Origin of the sequence: Kitasatospora sp. NBC_00240 (assembly GCF_026342405.1) — a bacterium.
In the GTDB taxonomy this organism is placed as follows: domain Bacteria; phylum Actinomycetota; class Actinomycetes; order Streptomycetales; family Streptomycetaceae; genus Kitasatospora.
Genome location: NZ_JAPEMU010000004.1, coordinates 201,985 through 218,456, shown reverse-complemented (window position 1 = coordinate 218,456; position 16,472 = coordinate 201,985). Strand labels below are relative to the sequence as shown.

Genomic DNA, 16,472 nt, shown 5'->3' with positions numbered 1-16,472 from the left:
ACATTCCGCTGTACCTGCTGATCGATCCCCGCGACGGCGCGATCGTGCTGTACCCGGCACCGGCCGCAGGCGTCCACCGCCAGCGCTGGAGCGGCAGCTTCGGCGACCTGGTGCCGATCCCCGCGCCCTTCGCCTTCGACCTGGCCACCGGCGACCTGGTCCGCTACCCGGTCTGAGTCGCGCGCCCGCGCCGGCCCGCCCGCGCCGGTCCGCCCGCGCCGGTCCGCCCGCGCCGGCCCGCCCGCGCCGGTCCGCCCGCGCCGGTCCGCCCGCGCCGGTCCGCCCGCGCCGGTCCGCCCGCGCCGGTCCGCCCGCGCCGGTCCGCCCGCGTCGGCCCGCCCGCGTCGGCCCGCCCGCGTCGGCCCGCCGGCGCCGGCCGGCCCGCCCGTCCGCTACGCGTCGTCCACCTCCAGGCCGTAGGCGACCACGGCCTGGTGCAGTCCGCCCGGGTACCCGGCGAGGGCGGGGGTGAAGTCCCGGTCGCCGGCGCTGTCGCGGTCGAAGCGGCCCAGGCGCATCGCGGTGTTGGTGCGGGCGCCGTCGGCCAGGTGCACCACGGCCGGGGCCTGGTCGGCGCCGGGTTCCAGGATCAGCGCCGGCCCCGCGAACCCGGCCATGGTCGCCGCGGGGTGGTTGCCGGTGTCGGCCGCGGCGACGATGACCAGCCGGTCGGCGTCGGCGGGCAGCGCGTCGAAGTCGACCATCAGGCAGGCGTTCGCGTCGCCGTAGCCGGTGACCAGCCGCACCGAGCCGTCCGGCGTCGAGCCGTTGTTGTAGAACACCAGGTGCTCGTCCGACAGTGCCCTGTTGCCCCGGCACACCAGGGCGGCGATGTCGTACTCCTGCTCGCCGGTCCAGTGCAGCAGCAGCCGGGCGGGCTCGGCGGCGACCTCGACCTCGGGCAGCTCCTCCCCGCCGCCCGCGCCCCCGAACCGGGCCGCCGCGAACACCTCGTGGAAGCCGTGGTGCTTGAGCAGACCGACCAGCTCGGCGCCGTTGATCAGGGCGATCGGTTTGCCCGCGACGAACTGGTGCGAGCTGGGCCCGAACCTGCTGGTGGTGACGAGCACCGCCTTCGTCGCGGCCCGGTCGTGCTGCAGCGTGCCGTACAGGTCCCGCACCGCCGACGGTGTCACCGTGTCCCGGTACCGCTTCACCTGCACGATCACGTTCCCCCCGCGGAAGGGGTCGGTGTCGATGCCGCGCACGTCCACCCCGCCGTCCCGCGAGCGGGCCGTCAGCTCGACCTTCATGCCCATCGCCTCCATCAGCCGGGCGATCAGCTGCTCGAACTCCACCGGGTCCATCGCCAGCAGGAGCTGCAGCTCGTGCACCCGCTTCGTCATCCGGCCGCGATTGGCGTTGGTGTCGTCGCGCAGGTGACGGAACAGCATCCGCTGCGCGCGGCGCTCGTCGGTGTCGGGGTTGCTGAGGCGGTGGAGCTTGCGGCTTCGGGACATACGTCGCCCCCCTTGGAGGTTGACCGGGCGTGGCACGCGCCAGATTAGGGGCTGAGCTGATGCCCTGTCAGGCGCCTACGGGAATTGATCATTCCTGAAAGGAGACCGGCCCCGGGGCGGTGGCGGGCCGGCCGTCACGGCGGCCCCACCGGGGGACCTGCGTCCTGGTCGGGACCTGCGTCCTGGTCGGGACCCTGCGCCGCCGGTCTGGGTCCTCCCGTCCCCGGTCGGGGGCCCGGCGTCGCCGGGCCCGGGCCTGGGGCCGCCGCCCTGCGGTCAGGCCGTTCTCCCGCTCGCGCGGGCGGCGGCCTGCGCGGACGCGTCGCCGCCGGCGGCGGTGACCCGGGTGCCCGGGTGTGCCAGGGCGCACAGGAAGGCGACCGTGAGGGCCGCCGCCATGCCGTACAGCACGGGCGCGTTCGCCTCGGCGAAGTCGTGCCGGATCGCGTCCAGCAGGGTGGTCCCGACGCCGGTGGCGGGGTTCTGCCCGCCCGGGCCGTGGCCGGTGATGCTCCCGGTGATGGTGGCGGCCACCGCGGGCGCGGCGTCGGCCGGGACGCCGCCGGCGACCAGCGTTTGCTGCACGTTGCGGGTGGTGCTGTGCAGCAGGACGGTGCCCAGCACGGCCAGGCCCAGGCTGGCCGAGTAGTTGCGCACGGTCTGGGTGATCCCGGTGACCTCGCCGTAGGAGGCGTCGATCGCGCGGTTGACCGCGTCCGTCGAGGCCGGCGTCAGCAGCAGTCCGATCCCCGCGCCCGCCAGCACGATGTACGGCCACTGCGCGCCGAGCGACAGGTCGGTGATCTTCCAGGCCCAGAGCGCGAAGCCGACCGCGGACACCGCCGTGCCCAGCAGTATCGGCGGGCGCGCGCCGCGCCGGTCCAGCATCCGCCCGCCGACCTGCGAGCCGGGGGCGAAACCGGCGAAGAACACCAGCAGGTACAGCCCCGCCTCGCTCGGCGACTGCTCCAGCGCCACCTGGGCGTAGACGGAGGCGAAGAAGAACACCGGCACGAAGGCGATCATGGCGAAGAACAGCACCGCGTTGTCCGCCGCGAACGCCCGGTCGGCGAAGACCCGCAGCTTGATCAGCGGATGCTCGGTGCCCAGCTCCACCAGCACGAACACCGCCAGCACCAGCAGGCCTCCCACGATGCACAGCCAGGTCGCCCAACTGCCCCAGCCCCAGGACGCCGCCTGCTGCAGGCCGAGCACGCTCAGCCCCATCCCGGCCGCCGCCAGGACGGCGCCCGTCCAGTCGATCGGCTCCCGGCGCGCGGTGTTGCGGATCCCGGCCAGCACCGTCAGCACCACCGCGACCACCGCCACCGGCACGTTGACCCAGAAGATCGCCCGCCAGGTCCAGCCGGTCAGCCAGCCGCCCAGCAGCGGGCCGATCGCCGTCAGCCCGCCCGCCACCCCGAAGAACAGCGCCAGCGCCCGCCCGCGCCGCTCCACCGGGAACACCTCCACCACCACCGCGAGCGCCGCCGGGAACATCAGGGCCGCACCCAGGCCCTGCACCGCCCGGAAGCAGATCAGCCAGGTCTCGGCGCCCTCCCCGGACGGCACCGCCCCGCACAGCGCCGAGGCGACCACGAAGGTCAGCGTCCCGACCAGCATCATCCGCTTGTGGCCCAGCACGTCCGCCAGCCGCCCGCCCAGGGCGAAGAACGCGGCCAGCGACAGCAGGTAGGCGTTCACCACCCACTGCATGCCGACCGCCGACAGGCCCAGCTCGCGGATGATGTCGGGCGCGGCGATCGACACGATCGTCTGGTCGATGAACGTCATCGACACCGCGAACAGCATCGCCGCCAGCGTCAGCGACTGGCTGGCCGCCACGGGCGCGCAGCCCTGCGGGGTGGGGTCGGGCCGCCGGCCTGCCATCCGCCTCGTCCTTCCGTCCTTCGGGCCCGCCGCACGCCGGCCCCACGCCTGACGACCGGGAGGAAGCCGCCCCCGACCGGGCCGGGGGCCGGGCCGCGGGACCGCGCCCGGTCCACCCACCGACCCTGCCCGGACGTCGCAGCGGCACGGGGCAACGCCACGTCCCGCCGACGCGATGTCAGCTGTTCGGCGGAGCGGCGGCTGCCGGGGCCCGGCACCCCGCGCCGGCGCCGGTGCCCGTGCCCCGGCAGCCGCCGCTCCGCGCCCGCACCGCCGCTCCGCGCCCGCACCGCCGCTCCGCGCCCGCACCGCCGGCCGCTCCGCGCCCGCACCGGTGCCGGTGCGGCGGTGGCCGGGCTCGCCAAGGGAGCGTCCGCACCGTCCCCGCGACACCGCCCGCGACGAATCCGGAGACTGTTCCGGCGCATTCACCGGACCGTCGGTGACGTTGACGGCGTCGACGAACGGAATTCAGCCCCGGTGTGCCCGCGCCGCGGCCGGTGTTCCTTTCCGGCCGCCGGAAGCGGTGACGGATTCCCGTCCTGAGCGGAATCGCCGGCGGATCGCGGTGGTGGTCGTTGTCGGTCCCGCGCCGGGAGGTGGCCGCGGACCCCTTTCCCGCCACGACGGCGCCGGGTTTCTGCGCGGCCGCCCGGGTGCTGCCGAGAATGCCGAGAGGCCGCCGGTTCCCGTGACCGAACCGCGCCGCGCCGAGCGGCAGATGGACCTCCCGGGCCGTCCCGCCGCGCTGCCGGTGCAATTCGGCAGCCGGCCGCCGTCGTGCGCGCACAGCGCCGTCACCGCTTTCACGCCCGGGTTCGCCGATCCGGGCACCGAACCGCCGGGCGCGGGATCGCACCGAGAGGCGGAAACCTGCAATCGCCCGGCCGTCGGGACGCGAAAGCGAAGCGGCGCCGGGTCGCACCGCGCCGATGTGCCGGGGCGTTCCGCCCGGAGGGAATTCCCGTCGTCGGGAACGTGGAACCCGGCGGCCGTGCCCGCACCCCGTGCGGGTCGCGGCGACCGGGCGGACGGCCCCGCGCCGTCGATCGCCGCGCAGGGGCCCGACCCGGGCGAAGGCGCCGCCACGGCGTACGCCGCCAGGTCGTACGCCGCGGCGTCGTACGGCACGAGGTCGGCCGTACCAGCAGGTACGGCCGCCGGTACGTGGGCCGGTGTGCCGGCCGGGCCGCTCCGCCGGGCCGCGGGGCGGGCGACCCGGCGGGCGAGCCGGCCGGCGCGGGGCGTGGGGCGGGCGGTCGCGGTGGGCGGCATGAGAGTCCTCCGGCGAAGTGGTGGGGTGCGCTGTCACCGTGAGAGGAGAACGGCCCGCCGCGCCCGTCCCGGACGTTTATCGCAACGTTATCAATGGCTTTGACGGCGCGTGAGATTCGCCGGGCCGCAACCGAGTTGAGCGGCGTCGGGCCCGCGAACCGGCGGTTGCATCACGCGCCGATCCCGTGCAAAGTGGCGAACCGCACACTGCGGCAACCCGATCCGCGGGTCCTTCGCGTCCCGCTGCCCGCACCCCGCGGATCGCGGCAACGCCCAAAATGGGCCACGGTACTTCGGGCCGCAGTCGAGCACCTGTCAAAGGCATTAACCCCATTCCTCAACGAGGTTCCCCTTGCCTGTTCGCCGCATACTCGAATTCGCCGCCGTCGCCACGCTCACGTCCTCCGTGGGACTGGCCGGCGCCGACGCCTCCACCGCCTTTGCCGCCGGGTCCCCGTCGCCCGACACCGCGTGGGCGGGGGCCGCCCTGGGCCGTCATCTCGACCTGTGGATGGTCGGTGTACCGAGGACATTCGTCGCCGGCGGGGACGTCCGCGAATTCTCCCTCAGGATCGACAACCGCGCGGGCAACGACTTCGTCGCCCTTCCGCTGCTCGAATTCCGGAGCAGCAGCGGAATTCTGAGCCCCGCGGCCGTCCACGTCGAGTACCAGCCGCTCGGCACCCGCGCCTGGCTGCCCGCCTCCGTGGCCCCCGGCGGCGGCGCCGACGGACGCCCGGACGGCGGCGCGCTGTTCCTGCTGGGCGCCCAGGACCCGGCCGGCCACCCGTCCGACGACGCGCTGCTCGCCGTCAGGAAGTCCAGGAACGTGTCCGTCAAGGTGCGCGCCTCCTTCACCGCCGACGCCCCCCAGGGCCCGGCCGGCGTGGTGCCGGTCCTCTTCTCCACACCGCTCGACGACCGGACCGGGGAGCCGGTGGGCGTCGGGAGCTACGCCTGCGAGTGCGTCATCGGCGCCGGATTCACCATCAAGGCACCCGCCCCCGTCGTCACGTCGAGCCCCAGCCCGAGCCCGAGCCCGGTGAAGTCGACCCCGGCGGCACCCGCTTCGACCCGGCCCGCCGCGAGCCCCAGCCCCAGCCCTACCCCGAGCAGGAGTACGAGCCCCGGCCCGAGCCCGAGCCCGAGCGCGGTGACAACGGCCCCGTCCAGCCCGACACCCAGCACGGTCAAGTCGGCCACCGCAGCCGGGAGTCCGAGCCCGAGCGCGGTCAGGTCCGCCTCATCCGCCGGCCCCGCCCCGGCTTCAGCCACAGCCACAGCCACAGCCACAGCCACAGCCACAGCCACAGCCACAGCCACAGCCACAGCCTCGGCCTCGGCCTCGCCGCAGCCGGTCACCACCCCGATCGACCCCGACCAGTTGCCGATCGCCTTCCCCGTCAGCCTCCCCGCCCTCCCTCCGCTGCAGATCACCCCCGCCGCGGTCGCCAGGGCGAAGGCCACCGCCGACACCCTGGAGCGCGACCTCGCCCAGACCGGCGCCGACGGCAGCACCCTGCTGACGGCAGCCGCCGGCGCCACCGCGCTCGCCCTCGGCACCGGCACCCTGGTGCTGCTGCGCCGCCGCAGGTCCGCGGCCCGGCACGGCTGAACCGCCCCGGCCCGCGCAACCCGCCCCCGTCCCCGTCCGTCCCCGTCCGGCCCCGTCCGGCCCCGCCCCCGTCCCCGTCCGTCCCCGTCCGGCATCGCCCGGAGCGGCCCGGAGCGCACCGCGTGCGGCACCGCATCCGGCACCGCTGCGCCAGCGCGAGGAGCCGCCGTGCTCCGTCGAGGCACCCCCCAGCATCCGACGTAAGGAGAACCGTGTCAGAGCCCGTCTCGTGGAACGCGTTCAGGCCGAACGTGAGCGCGTCCCCCGCCGGAGTTCCTCAGGGGGAGGGCGGGGAGCGCGCCGCCGTCGACCTCCGGGCGTCCGGGCCCGTCCCGGTGCCGGGCGTTCGGCCCGCGTCGGACGGGTCGCCCGGTCGCCCGGGCGAACGGTCGCCCGCCGATGCCGGCGTCGCCGTCCGTACGCCCCCGGGTGTCGCCGTCCGTCCGTCCGAGGGCGGTCAGGTGCTTGAGCCGTCGACCGTCCGCACCCGCCGGGAGGCGATGGTCCTGCGGGCCGTCCTGGCGGCTCCCGAGGACTGTCGGGTGGCCCTGCTGCGTGCCGCACTGGCGGCGGCGCAGCGGGGGGACCCGGGCCCGGGGGCGAGTACGGGCGGGCTGTCCGGCGCCCCGGGCCGCTCCCGCTTCGAGGACGAGGTGGACGAGGTGCGCGCGCGGTTGGTCCGGATCGCCGATCAGGCGTGCCGGCAGGTGGCGACGGCGCTGGGCGAGGCCGCGGGCCGGCGGGAGGACGCGCCGTCACCGCCCCCTTCGGGGCGCGGTGGCTGCCTGCTCTGTGTCGGGCCCGAGGGCGCGACGGGCCTGCGGCCCGGGGCGGCGCGCGGCGCGGCGCTGCCTCCCGGGCCGGCCGCGCAGGCCGACCCGCCCGCAGGCGCAGGCGCAGGCGCAGGCGCGGACGCAGGCACGGAGACGGAGACGGCCAGGGAAGCAGAACCGGGCACGGGCACGGGCGCGGGCACGGGCGCGGGTACGGGGTCGGGGGGCGGGCAGGGGCCGGAGGAGGACACGCTCGTCCTGGGTGTCGTCCGGGCGCCGCTCGCGTCGCCGGTGCGGGAGAGGGTGACCCCGCTGAGGGTCCCGCCGGCGGCCGTGTGGCGGTTGCCGCGACGCGCGACGGTCTGGGTGCTCGCCGCGTCGGCCGCGGCCGGCGCCGTCGTGGCACTGGCGGTGGCTCCGGGGCACGAGGGCGGGGGAAACGGCCGGCGCAGCTTCGGGCCGACGGCCCCGCAGCGGCCCGCAGAGCCTTCTCCGCCCGCCGCGGCGGCCGCGGTGTCGGGTTCGCCGACCGGCGCGGTCCACTCCGATCCCCCCGGTCAGGTGGAGGTGCCGCCCGCGGCGCAGAGCGCCGGTCCCACGGGCGTCGCCGAGACGTCCGTGAGCCCGCGGCCGTCCTCGCCGCCCGCCTCCCGGGGCCCGGCCGCGACGTCCGTGAGCCCGCGGCCGGTGCCGGCGGTCACCGGGCTCCCGCCGGTCGTCCGCGACGCGCCGCCCTCGCCGCGCGCCCCGTCCGTCCCGACGGCGGCGCCGTCCAGCCGGCAGCCGACGTCCTCCCCGAGCAGCGCGCCGCCCGCCCCCTCGCCCTCCTCCGCCGGCACCACGGGGACGCCCCCGCCCGGGAGTTCCCCGCCCGCTGAACGACCCGGGGACCGCTGAAGCCCCCGGGGACCGCCCGGCGCCGGCCGTCCCCGGGCCGGGCGGTTCCGGCGTCGGCGGTTCCCGGGCCGGGCCCCTCGCGGTCGGGCGGTCCCCGGGCCGGGCCCCTCGCGGTCGGGCGGTTCCCGGGCCGGGCGGTTCCGGCGTCGGCCCTCCCCGGGCCGGGCCCCTCGCGGTCGGGGAAGGGGTGTCGGGCTCAGAGCAGGAACGTCACCTGGTCCTTGCACGTGGCGTCGGTGGCGCAGGTCGCGGGGTGGAGCACGAGCACGTCGTCGTCGCTCCCGTCCCGCGCGGCGCCCAGGAGCTGCCCCGTGTCGACGTGTCGCAGGGCGACGTCCTTCCCCCCGAGGGAGACCGTCTGCCATTCCTCCTTGGTGCCGCTGCCGCAGGTGCCCTCCACCGCCGGGCCGGACCCGCTGCCGGGCCGCAGGCACCCGCCGTTGCCCGCGCTGACCACCCGCAGCCGTCCGCCGGACGGACCCGGCCGCAGGTACCAGCGCTGGTCCGTCGTCGACTCGCACGGGACGAAGTAGGGGGCGGAGCCCTCCACGCTCTCGTAGCCCTCCACGCTCACGCAGGACTTCTGCGCCGCGAACCGCAGCTCGACCACCTGGTCACCGGGCTGGCTCGGGGCCGGCGTCGTCCCCGCGGAGATGGTCGCGCTCAGCCCGCCGCCCTTGGCCGCCGGCGCGCGGGAGGCCGCCCCGGTGGTGGCACGCGCACCCGCGGTGGCCCGGCCGGTCGCGGGGCCGCCCGAGGACGTCGGGGCCACGGCGGGCGTGGGGCCGCCCGAGGACGTCGGGGCCACGGCGGGCACGGGGTCGGCCTGGGCCGGCGCGACCACGGGGCTCACGCTCGCTGCGCCGGGCGCCGCCGCGGCCGCCGCCCGCCCGCCGCCGGCCGGCGCAGCCGCGGGGCGGGGGTGGGAGGCCGAGGCCCCCAGGGCGGCCGCGACGACGGCGCCGACCGCGACCGCGGCCACCCCGGCCACCGTCTTCCCAGCCACCGTCTTCCCGGCCACGGCCTTCGCGCCGAGGCCCGCCGGCGGCGCGCCGGCGCCCGCCGCCGCACCGGCCGGCACGGCGCCCCCCGACACCGCCGCCAGGTAGTCGTGCCCGCCGCCCCACGGGAGGAAGGCGGCCAGGCCCACCGCCCGCAGCCGCCGGTTGACGTCCCGCATCTCCTCCACGCAGGACCGGCACCGCTCGCACCCGTCGAGATGCCGTACCAGGCTCCGGGGCTGCCGCTGCTCGGGGCGCCGCACCAGCGCCGCCAGCCGGTCCGCGTAGGCCCGGCACTCCGGCGAGGCGTCGGCCCGGCGCACGTGCGCGCTCAGGTACGCCTCGCGCAGCCCCTCCCGGGCCCGCGAAACCAGCGACGACACCCCACTGGGCGTCAGACCGAGCAGCGGCGCGATCCGCTCGGGCGCCTGCTGCTCGACCACCGCGTGCCACAGCACCGTCCGCCACCGCTCCGGCAGCTCCCCGAACGCGGCCGCCACCAACCGGTGCTCGGCGCCGGCGGCCAGCAATTCGTCGGGGGTCGGCGTCTCGTCCTGCCGGTCCGCCCAGTCGCCGAAGTCGGCCGTGAGCAGGGTCCGGCGCTGCGCCGTGCTCCAGGCGACGGCCGTGTTGCGGACGACGGTGAGCAGGTAGCGCCGCCAGCTCTGGTCCGGGCCGGCGCCGCTGCGGACGGCCTGGAGGGTGAGGGCGAAAGCCTCGCTCGCCAGGTCCTCGGCACCCTCGGCGGTGCGCGTCAGCGTACGGGCGTAGGCGGTGGCCGCACCGTGATGACGCTCGTACAGCTCGGCGACGACGCCCTCCTCCCCGGCCCGCACCCGCGCGGTGAGCCGCTCGTCGCTCTCCGGCGCCTCGGCACCGGCCGGCCGCTGCGCCTGCGGGCCGGCCGGCGGTGTCGGTCCGGACGGCGGTGCTGGTGCGGAGGCCGGTGCGGGTTCCGGAGCCGGGGCACCGGGGTGGTGTGGCGAGGGCGACGGACGGCGCGGCATGGGGGTCCCTGTGACTGGCGGCTTGGACGGGTCGAGGTGTTACGCCCATCCAAGAGGGCCGGGCCGCTGTCCCGTCCCGGTGCGTGGCCGGATCGTTACCTCCGGCCTGCGGACGGGCCCCGAGCGGGCGTTCCCGACTCTCCCCGGGCCGCTTTGGACGGGCCGGTGGGCCGGGCCGCCGACGGTGGGTCACCGATCCGCCGCGCGCGTCTGCGGCGGTGCCGGAGGAACCGTCGCCCCGCCTTCGCCGTCGCCCCGCCGGCCCCCGTCCTTCCCGGGGCGCCGGGCCGGACCCGGGCGGACGGACGCTCCGTCAGTACGTCAGTACGTCAGTACGTCCGGACGGCCCGTCAGCCTGCCCGGACGGCCCGCCCGGTCGGACCGGTGCTCCCCGCGAGGGGCGGCCCCGCCCCGCCGACCCACCCTTGTCAAGGAAGTCTTGACAAGGGTGAGGGTGTCAAGGTTTCCTTGACACATGCCGATCCTGACGCCGTCGACGACGCCCCACCCCGTGCCTGCCCCCGCCCTGCCGGCCCTCGTCCCGCTGACGGTGATCCTGCCGGCCCTCACCGGCCTGTTCGCCGACCGGCTCGGCACACCGGCATCGATCGCCCTGATCGGCGCGGACCTCGCGTTCATCGCCGCCGCCGGCACCCTGGTCGCCCGCCGCAAGGCCGGGACCACGACCGGCGCCACCGGCACGCGCGCCACCGACCGGGCCCGACGCGACCAGGCCCGACGCGACCAGGAGACCCTCGACCGCCTCGAACCCCTGCGCCCCACCACCCCCGGGAGCACCACGCGATGAACGACGAACCACTGCTCGGCCCCGAGGAGATCACCCGGATCCGGGAAGGCATCGCCGCCACCGTCCTCGCCGCCCCCGAAGGCCTGGCCGACTCCCTCGAACACGACCCCGCCGGCTACCTGCGCCTGGTGGACGCCACCCGCGTCGGCGCCGAGGAGAGCAGCCGACTGCTCCGCGAGGCGGTCCAGGGCGCCCGGGCCGCCGGCCACAGCTGGGACACCGTCGGACGCGTCCTGGGAGTCAGCCGCCAGGCCGCCCAGCAACGCTTCACCGACAAGGGCGCGAACGCCGCCCCGCCCCACCCGGCCACCACCGGCCCCCACGACCCCGAACGCCGCATCCTGACCCCGCTCACCGCCTTCAACGAGATGGCCGCCCTCACGGAGGCCGGCCGCGACGGCTGGCACCTGGTCGGCTACGGAGCCTGGTACCACGAGGTCGAAGCCTCCGAACACCCCTGGGAGCACTGCCGCGTCACCCTCGCGGCCCTCGGCCGCCACCGCCGCATGGAGGCGGAGGGCTGGATCCCCGTCGGCGCCGGCTGGTTCCCCTGGCGGTACTACAAGCGCCCCCTGACGCCCACCGGGAAGCAGTAGCCCCGACCCCGACCGCAGGAGCGCCGCCCACCACTTCGTGATGATCATCGATGGAACGCTGGTAGGACTGCGCCCGCTGCGCCCCGAGGACGCGCAGCACCACACCCGGTGGCGCAACGACCCGGACGTGGTGCACCGGGCGGCCGCGGGCGACGCCGGCGCCGGTCCCGGACCCCGGTGCGCACGGTCCCGGACCCCGGTCCGTACGGTCCCGGACCCCGGTCCGTACGGCCCCGGGTCAGGGGAGCACGGCCGCAACCGGCCGCCCTCCGCGGACGTCCGTAGCTCATGACGACGAGGCGATGGCCGCGCCAGGGTGCGGCCGGTGCCCGTACGACCTTGCCGGGGGGGCATGGTGACGCAGGGGACGTCCCGGCACCGGACCGGTCAACCGCAGGACCCTGACCCTGGCCCTGACCCGGATCCGCGGCGGCCCGCGGCCCGGGAGGGGCAGACCCTCCCGGGCGCGCGGCGCCCCGCTGCGCCGTCGCCGGACCGGGCGGTGCGAGCCCCGCGATGCCCCGGCCCGCTCCTGGGCGGAGCGGTCGGAGCGGTCGGAGCGGGCGGAGCAGGCCGCCGGGGGCGGTGGGCGAGGTGATGGACCATTCCGCGCTGGTCCACCGGCTGGACGGCAGGAGCGCCGAGGTCACGGTCAGGAGTTTCTGCCGGGGCGCCGAGCTGGCGCAGCAGCTCCGGGCGGCGGGCCTGTACGGGTACCGCCTGCAGCGCCACGACCCCGGTGTGCTGCCCGGCCTGGCCGGGCCGCGACTGTACCTGGTCCTCGACCCGGACCCGGCCGCCCAGCGGCGGGCCGCCTGGATGCGCCGGCCGGACCTGCGCCCGGGCGCCGTTGCCCCGGTGCGGTGGGGGACGAACCGGGTGGGGGAGTGGCCGCCGGTGTGGATGCCGCCCGGACGCCCCGCCCCCCGACGCTCCGAGCCGGTCCGACCGGTGTGCCGGGCCTGCCGCTCGGGGCCCGGTCGGGGGGCGACCGTCCTTCCCGGTGGCGGCCGGCGGCCCGGACCGGCGCGTGGTGTCAGTCCTCGTCCGGGACGGCCGTCCGTGCGCCGTCCGGATCCGGCGGGGCGGCGCCGTCCGTGGTCGTCGGCATCGCGTGGAGGATCTCGCGGGCCTGTTCCGCGGCGCGGGCGATGCTCTCGGAGACGAAGTCGAGGAAGCGGGCGACGTTTTCGAGGCGGGCGCCGGCGGGGGTGTCGGAGCCGAAGACGCTGACGCCCTGCCGTGCGGTCTCGACGATCTGGGCGGTGGAGCGGGCGCTGGCCATCATCGACTGGTACCAGATGTCGTTGTCGACGATGTAGCGCTCACGGCGGCGTTCGTCGCGTTCCCGGCGGGCCATGCCCTGGCCTTCGAGGAACGTGATCGACTTGGAGACGGACGCCGGGCTGACCTGGAGACGCTGGGTGAGTTCGGCCGAGGTGAGGCTGCCCGTGTCGGAGAGCAGGAGGCCGGTCATCACCCGGGCCGTCATCTGGGGCATGCCCGACTGCATCATGACGGTCGTGAAGACCTCCTCGTACTGGCGCACGGCCTCGGCGTCGCGCCCGTGGGCCTGCGGGAGCGCCTCCGACCCCCGGGGGGCTGCCTGCCTGCGCCGGTGGGCGCGGTGCTCGGTGGCCCGGTGGGCGAGGTCGGCGCGGTAGCCGGTGGGGCCGCCGTTGCGCATCACCTCGCGCGTGATCGTCGAGGTGGGGCGGTCGAGGCGTCTGGCGATCTCGGCGTAGGCGAGGCCGTCGGCCAGTCCCAGCGCGATCTGCTGACGTTCCTGCTGGGTGAGCCTGCCTCCCGGCATCGCGGTCTCCTTCGTCGTCCGTGGTGTCCCCGACTATAGCGTTCACGCTCATTCCATTGCAACGTCTTGATCGGGTTTGTTGCGTTACCCTTGAGGCCATTGCAATGAAATAGTGTCCTCGGCCTGCAGTGAAAGGCGCTGTGCGCAACGAATGCGTTGCCAGATCTATGAACGCAACGTAGCTTTTCCCTCATCGGAAACAGCGGGCCGACGGAGCGCCCGCCACCGACGAAGGAGACGGCGATGCTGAAGTTCGACACCCCCACCTCGATCACCACCGTCCTCGACATCCCGGCCGGGCGGATCCGGTTCATCGCCGCGGACCGGGCGGACAGCACGGTGGAGGTCCTGGCGGCGGACGCCTCGAAGGGGCGGGACGTGAAGGCGGCGGAGCGAATCACCGTCGAGTACGCGGACGGCGTGCTGCGGATCGGGGCCGTGCCGGCGAAGAACCGGATCCTCGGCAACTCCGGGTCGGTGGAGGTGACCGTCCGGCTGCCGGCCGGCTCCCGGGTCGAGGCCAAGGCCGCCGCCGCCGAACTGCGGGGCGTGGGGCGCCTCGGCGAGGTCACCTTCGAGGGCGCGCAGGGCACCGTCAAGCTCGACGAGACCGCCGGCGCCCACCTCACCCTCCAGGCCGGCGACATCACCGTCGGCCGCCTCGGCGGCCCCGCGCGGATCAGCACCCAGCAGGGCCACATCACGATCACCGAGGCGGTCCGCGGCACCGTCGAACTGCGCACCCTGGCCGGTGACATCACGATCGGCGCCGCCCGCGGGGTCGGCGCCGCCCTGGACGCCGGCACCTCCTACGGCCGGATCCACAACGCGTTCCGGAACACCGGCGGCGCCGCCGAGCTGACCGTCCACGCGACCACCGCCCACGGCGACATCACCGCTCGCAGCCTTTGAGCCGGCGGCAGCCGAGTCCACGGCAGCCGAACCCACGGCACCGGAGACCGCGCTGCGGTCTCCGGCAGGGGGCGGGGGCCGGGGTGGGCTTCTCGCGGGCGACCCGGGTCGAGGCCCCCGGCGGTGGTGCGCCGCCGCCTGCTCCTCGGCGCGGTGGCACGGCGCCCCGGGCCGGCCCGGGGCGGGCGGACGTCCGGGTGCTACCCGGGCCCGAGGGCCCGTCGCAGGAGCCGGCCGAGGCCGGATCGGGTGGCCCCGAAGCCCGTCTCGTGGTCCCAGACGTCGGTGCAGCCGGGGCACTGGAGGTGCAGGAGGCTGCCGGTGTTGGAGAGCAGGTAGCGCCAGTGGTCCGCGCAGTTCCGCCCGTCACGGCAGGAGTCGCAGGTCTCGTGCGTGCGGCAGGTCGGGCAGGGCGCCCAGGCGCGCCGGCCGATGTCCGCCTGCGGATCGATGGGGAGCATGTCAGCGCCTCCCGCCGGGCAGTTCGCCGCCACCCACGCGGCCGGCCGGCACCCGCGGGAGCGGCCGACGCCGGTCCGCGCCGGGGCGCGAGGACCCGGCACGGCGCCCCTGCCCCGGGGCGGGGGGCTCGGTGGCACCGGCGGGCTCGTGCGCGGCCGGGGGCGGACCCGCCGGGCCGGAGAAGTTCCAAGACATGAGAGGTTAAGTTAGGCAAGCCTTGCCTTGCTGTCAAGAATTCGCCGACCCCACCCTTTCCCGACCCCACCCTTTCCCGACCCCACCCTTTCCCGACCCCACCCAGGCCCGGCCCCACCCGGGCCCGACCCCGTCCGCTCCCGCCCGAAGGACCGCTCCCGCCCGAAGGGCCGCTCCCGCCCGAGGGGTCGTCACCGCCCGAGGGGTCGTCACCGCCCGGCGGACCGCGGCACCGACCTCCGCCGCCCCGCGTCGCCGTCCCGCGTCGCCGTCCCGCGTCGTAGGCGGTCAAGGCCTCGCGGCGGGTGGGCCTCGCGGCGGGTGGGCCCCGCCCGGGTGCGGGCGGTGGTGCGGCGGGTGTCAGCCGGATGGAGGACCGCGCCGAGTGTCCTGCCCGGTTTCGTTGCATCCGTCCGTAGATAGTGCGGAATGACACGCACCAGAGCGGCCTTGGCTCTCGCCGCCGCCATCATGATCGCCACGTCCCTGCCGAGCACCGCGGGCGCCCTCGCCCTGACCGGCTCCGCCCACGGCGGGCACGCCTGCGTCCGCTCCCCGGAGCCCTCCTCCGGGCCGGCCGCGGCGGTGCTCGACATCGCCCGGCAGAGCAAGGAGCAGTACGGCCTCAACTCGGTGCTCCTCAAGGTCACCGTCGACGGCCACGACCTGATCACCACCGCGCTCGGCGAGTCCATGACGGGCGTGCCGGCCGAGCCGGACATGCACTTCCGGGCCGGTTCGGTGGGCATCGCGTACATGGGCACGGTGCTGCTGCAGCTGGTGGACGAGCACGTGGTGGGCCTCGACGAGCCGATCTCGCGCTGGCTGCCGGACGTGCCGCACGCCGACCGGATCACGCTGCGGATGCTCGGCTCCAGCACCTCGGGCCTGCACGACTACGTCACCGACCCGGCCTTCCTCGCCGAGCTGGAGGCCCACCCGTTCCGCCACTGGACCGACGACGACGTGCTCGCCTACCCCTACAGCCACCCGCTCTGGTACGAGCCGGGCACCAACTGGAGCTACTCGCACGCCAACTTCGTGCTGCTCGGCGAGGCCCTGGAGAAGATCACCGGCACCCCGCTGGACGAGCTGCTGGAGCAGCGCGTGACGGGCCCGCTCGGGCTGCGCAACACGCGGAACAACTTCACCCCCGAGATCCCGGCCCCGGTGCTGCACGCCTTCACCTCGGACCGCGGCATCTACGAGGAGTCCACCTTCTGGAACCCGTCGTGGACGACCGCGCGGGGCGCCGTGATCACCACCGACATCTGCGACCTGGCCCGCTCGGCGCAGGCCATCGGCACCGGTGAACTGCTCTCGCCGGAGGGCTTCCGCACCCAGCTCGACCCGGGCACGGTCGGCCTCGGCGGGCCGACCGACATCTGCCCGCCGACGGTCTGCCTCCACAACACCGAGGCGCTGCACTTCGGCTTCACCGTCCTGGTGGAGAACGGCTGGATCCTCCAGAACCCGTCCTTCTCCGGGTACGCGGCGATCCAGGCCTACCTGCCGTGCGAGCACCTGGCCATCGCCGTCTCCACCACCAAGGGCCCCGACTCGCCGGACGTCAACACGGCCGAGCTGATCGCCGCGCAGATCGCCGCCCGCTTCGCGCCGGACAACCCGATCCCCGCGCCCGCCGGCTGACCGGACGGGCCCTGCGCCGACACCCCGCCCGCCGTCGGCCACCCGCCGCTGTCCCGCCGCCGTCCGCCGCCGTCCGCCGCTGTCCCGCCGCCGTCCGCCGCTGTCCCGCCGCCGTCCG

General features: G+C 76.3%; 11 protein-coding genes. 5 read left to right on the top strand and 6 right to left on the bottom strand.

The genetic code is table 11. From position 1 onward, the window contains the following. Positions 1 to 392: 392 nt before the first annotated feature. Positions 393 to 1,460, bottom strand: coding sequence for a restriction endonuclease (locus OG689_RS43990; protein WP_266316492.1), 1,068 nt, complete (start codon positions 1,458 to 1,460; stop codon positions 393 to 395). A 276-nt stretch (positions 1,461 to 1,736) separates the two neighbouring features. Then, positions 1,737 to 3,350 carry an MFS transporter gene (locus OG689_RS43985; RefSeq protein WP_266316491.1) on the bottom strand — a complete coding sequence of 538 codons (1,614 nt, stop codon included), beginning with the start codon at positions 3,348 to 3,350 and terminating at the stop codon, positions 1,737 to 1,739. 1,627 nt (positions 3,351 to 4,977) lie between these two features. On the opposite strand from OG689_RS43985, the gene OG689_RS43980 reads away from it, so the two are divergent. Further along, entirely contained in the window at positions 4,978 to 6,240 is a 1,263-nt protein-coding gene (locus OG689_RS43980) for an LPXTG cell wall anchor domain-containing protein (protein ID WP_266316489.1), read from the top strand. Between the two features lie 1,330 nt (positions 6,241 to 7,570). Here the strand turns inward: OG689_RS43980 and OG689_RS43975 are convergent. Together OG689_RS43975 and OG689_RS43970 are read right to left on the bottom strand one after the other, a co-directional pair. Next, positions 7,571 to 7,855, bottom strand: a complete 285-nt coding sequence (locus OG689_RS43975; protein WP_266316488.1) for a hypothetical protein — start codon at positions 7,853 to 7,855, stop codon at positions 7,571 to 7,573. A 251-nt stretch (positions 7,856 to 8,106) separates the two neighbouring features. Continuing rightward, positions 8,107 to 9,918 (bottom strand): sigma-70 family RNA polymerase sigma factor, encoded by a 1,812-nt coding sequence (locus tag OG689_RS43970; RefSeq protein ID WP_266316486.1) that lies wholly within the window; start codon positions 9,916 to 9,918, stop codon positions 8,107 to 8,109. Positions 9,919 to 10,393: 475 nt separating this feature from the next. Here OG689_RS43970 and OG689_RS43965 point away from each other — a divergent pair, with 475 nt between their 5' ends. Both OG689_RS43965 and OG689_RS43960 read left to right on the top strand, forming a co-directional pair. Beyond that, entirely contained in the window at positions 10,394 to 10,726 is a 333-nt protein-coding gene (locus tag OG689_RS43965; RefSeq protein WP_266316485.1) for a hypothetical protein, read from the top strand. After that, a complete protein-coding gene (locus OG689_RS43960; protein ID WP_266316483.1) occupies positions 10,723 to 11,322 on the top strand; it encodes a hypothetical protein in 600 nt (199 codons plus the stop codon). Before OG689_RS43965 ends, OG689_RS43960 begins: the two co-directional genes overlap by 4 nt. Before the next feature lie 1,036 nt (positions 11,323 to 12,358). On the opposite strand, the gene OG689_RS43955 is transcribed toward OG689_RS43960, so the two are convergent. After that, a complete protein-coding gene (locus tag OG689_RS43955; RefSeq protein WP_266316481.1) occupies positions 12,359 to 13,135 on the bottom strand; it encodes a helix-turn-helix domain-containing protein in 777 nt (258 codons plus the stop codon). A 243-nt stretch (positions 13,136 to 13,378) separates the two neighbouring features. Between OG689_RS43955 and OG689_RS43950 the strand changes: the two genes are divergently transcribed. Beyond that, positions 13,379 to 14,047, top strand: coding sequence for a DUF4097 family beta strand repeat-containing protein (locus OG689_RS43950; protein WP_266316479.1), 669 nt, complete (start codon positions 13,379 to 13,381; stop codon positions 14,045 to 14,047). Between the two features lie 200 nt (positions 14,048 to 14,247). On the opposite strand, the gene OG689_RS43945 is transcribed toward OG689_RS43950, so the two are convergent. Next, entirely contained in the window at positions 14,248 to 14,508 is a 261-nt protein-coding gene (locus OG689_RS43945) for a hypothetical protein (protein WP_266316478.1), read from the bottom strand. Positions 14,509 to 15,133: 625 nt separating this feature from the next. On the opposite strand from OG689_RS43945, the gene OG689_RS43940 reads away from it, so the two are divergent. Continuing rightward, positions 15,134 to 16,354: a serine hydrolase domain-containing protein gene (locus tag OG689_RS43940; RefSeq protein ID WP_266316477.1), complete on the top strand. Its 1,221-nt coding sequence runs from the start codon at positions 15,134 to 15,136 to the stop codon at positions 16,352 to 16,354. Positions 16,355 to 16,472 lie beyond the last annotated feature (118 nt).